Origin of the sequence: Dolichospermum sp. LEGE 00246, from assembly GCF_015207865.1 — a bacterium.
Classification (GTDB): domain Bacteria; phylum Cyanobacteriota; class Cyanobacteriia; order Cyanobacteriales; family Nostocaceae; genus Dolichospermum; species Dolichospermum heterosporum.
Genome location: NZ_JADEWA010000670.1, coordinates 1 through 1,992 on the forward strand (window position 1 = coordinate 1; position 1,992 = coordinate 1,992).

Below are 1,992 nucleotides of genomic sequence, written 5' to 3' on the forward strand. Positions count from 1 at the left end.
CTCCAAGCCTCTCCCCGCTTCGGGGAGAGGTTTGGAGAGGGGTTTGTTTATACATTAAAAACTTCTCAAACACCCTCTAAGACTATAAAAATAGTGTAGTTTTATGACTAATCTCCAAACAGAAAGCTCGACAGTCAGCATGAATAGCGAAAATACACAACTCTACTTAGCGCAGCCAAACGTGAATATTTGGAAGAAACTCAGGGGTGGATTTTTGTTAGTGTTGGGATACTTGCTTTCTCCTTTATGTTGGTGGAATGATTTATTATTTAATCTACCCATTGCTTACTTTTTTGGGTATTTATGTAGTTTATTATCGCCAAAATTACTGTTTCCTTGTACTATTCTTGGCTACTGGCTATCAAATATTATAGGCATCCTGTTGATGCAATATGGCTCAGTAGATATGTTTCAACAAGAAAACAAGGAACGTAATCTCAAAAAAGAATTATTTAACAGTCTCGTTTCTTCAACTGCATACACATTAGTGATTGTACTTCTAATTCAATTGAAGATTATTGATACTCCCATTTTCTTTACTAATGGGTGATTACTAGAATTATTTACCATATTCTACAGAAGTTAATTTTCACTAGCTGTAATTAACTTCTGAATATCCCAGATATTTAAACTATCTTTACCCATAATTAGCGGTAGTTTTCCATTCCATTTTTCTATCGCTTGCCTTTGCAGTAATTCCGGTGTCAAACTCTCTCTGAGTAAGTTTTGAGCTTCTGCTTCCCCTTTGGCTAAATTGACTTTTACTTCTGCTTCTTTCACTGCTTTTAAGGCAATAAATTCAGCCCGTTTTGCTTCCTGTGCGGCAATTTGTTTGGATTCTACTGCTGCTCTGAATTGGTCAGAAAAGCGAATATGAACTAAGGAAATATCATCAACTGCTATATTATAATTTCCCAATCTTGCCGTTAGGGCTTGATCTAACTCTCTCTTAACATCCCCGCGTTTTGTAATTACTTCTTCAGCAGTATATTGGGCTACGACTGCTTTTAATACTTCTTCAATTGCTGGATTTATAATAGATTCAATAACCTGATCTTCATCACCAATTTGTTGAAATATTTTATTAACTTTATCTGGTAAAAAATGCCAATTAAGAGTTAAATCTGTAAAAACATTCTGTAAATCTTTAGAAGCTGCTTCAGTTGATATTTCCTGCTTATGAATTCTGATACTTAATTTTTTAACTGTATTAACTACAGGGATAATTAAGTGAATACCTTCTCCTAATATCTGTGTTTGGACTTGACCAAATTTCATTAATACACCACGTTCACCAGCATTAACTATCACACAAGGTGTGAGCAAAATGGTAAGCAAACATAGGAAAGCAGTCAGTTTACCAGCATTATTTAGCGGATTATATTTTTTCATCCCTAATTTCCATAACTAAGAGAATTTTGATTCGTGAGCTAGAATTTTATGCAGTTAGATAGAACTTACCAGAATTTCTGGCTAATTAGCAATTACAATAGGTTGTTTTCACACAAATAGACGGTCTAGAAAATATTGAATTTGATCAAAAAAACAGTAAGTAGGTGAACAGAAAAATTTAAAGGTATGTGAAGAAAAGTAAAATCACTCAAAACTCTCTTCCTGTTCCCTTGCCCCAACGACAATTTTCAACGCCAACCTACTTATTGCTTTTGCAGAAACAAATGGACAAAAAAAAGGCTAGGTATTACCCTAGCCAAAAATCCATATCAACCGCAAACTGTTATTGCTAATTTTAACCAACCAGTTACCGCTAATTAAACAATTACCATCGGTTTAAAACCATTTTATAATCCCACTAACAAAGGTATTTATCCATTTTGAGTCCAGGTTATTTCCCCTGGAGAAAATGTAAATAATTTAGTTGTGGGAACTGCTCGCTTGCAATTCTACGACAATTTTGATGATGAAATATACAAACGATAGTAATTTTTTTGGGTTTATTAGTTGGGGTAAGATCCCCGACTTCTTATTTGATGA

The 1,992-nt window shown here is 34.2% G+C and carries 2 protein-coding genes; one reads left to right on the forward strand and one right to left on the reverse strand.

All coding sequences use genetic code 11. The features are described 5' to 3' along the window. The first annotated feature begins 139 nt into the window (after positions 1 to 139). Entirely contained in the window at positions 140 to 550 is a 411-nt protein-coding gene (locus IQ228_RS25365; protein ID WP_080683827.1) for a hypothetical protein, read from the forward strand. Between the two features lie 32 nt (positions 551 to 582). Here the strand turns inward: IQ228_RS25365 and IQ228_RS25370 are convergent, their stop codons facing one another. Further along, complete coding sequence (locus IQ228_RS25370) at positions 583 to 1,392, reverse strand: prohibitin family protein (RefSeq protein ID WP_027401199.1); 810 nt, start codon at positions 1,390 to 1,392, stop codon at positions 583 to 585. Between the last annotated feature and the right edge of the window lie 600 nt (positions 1,393 to 1,992).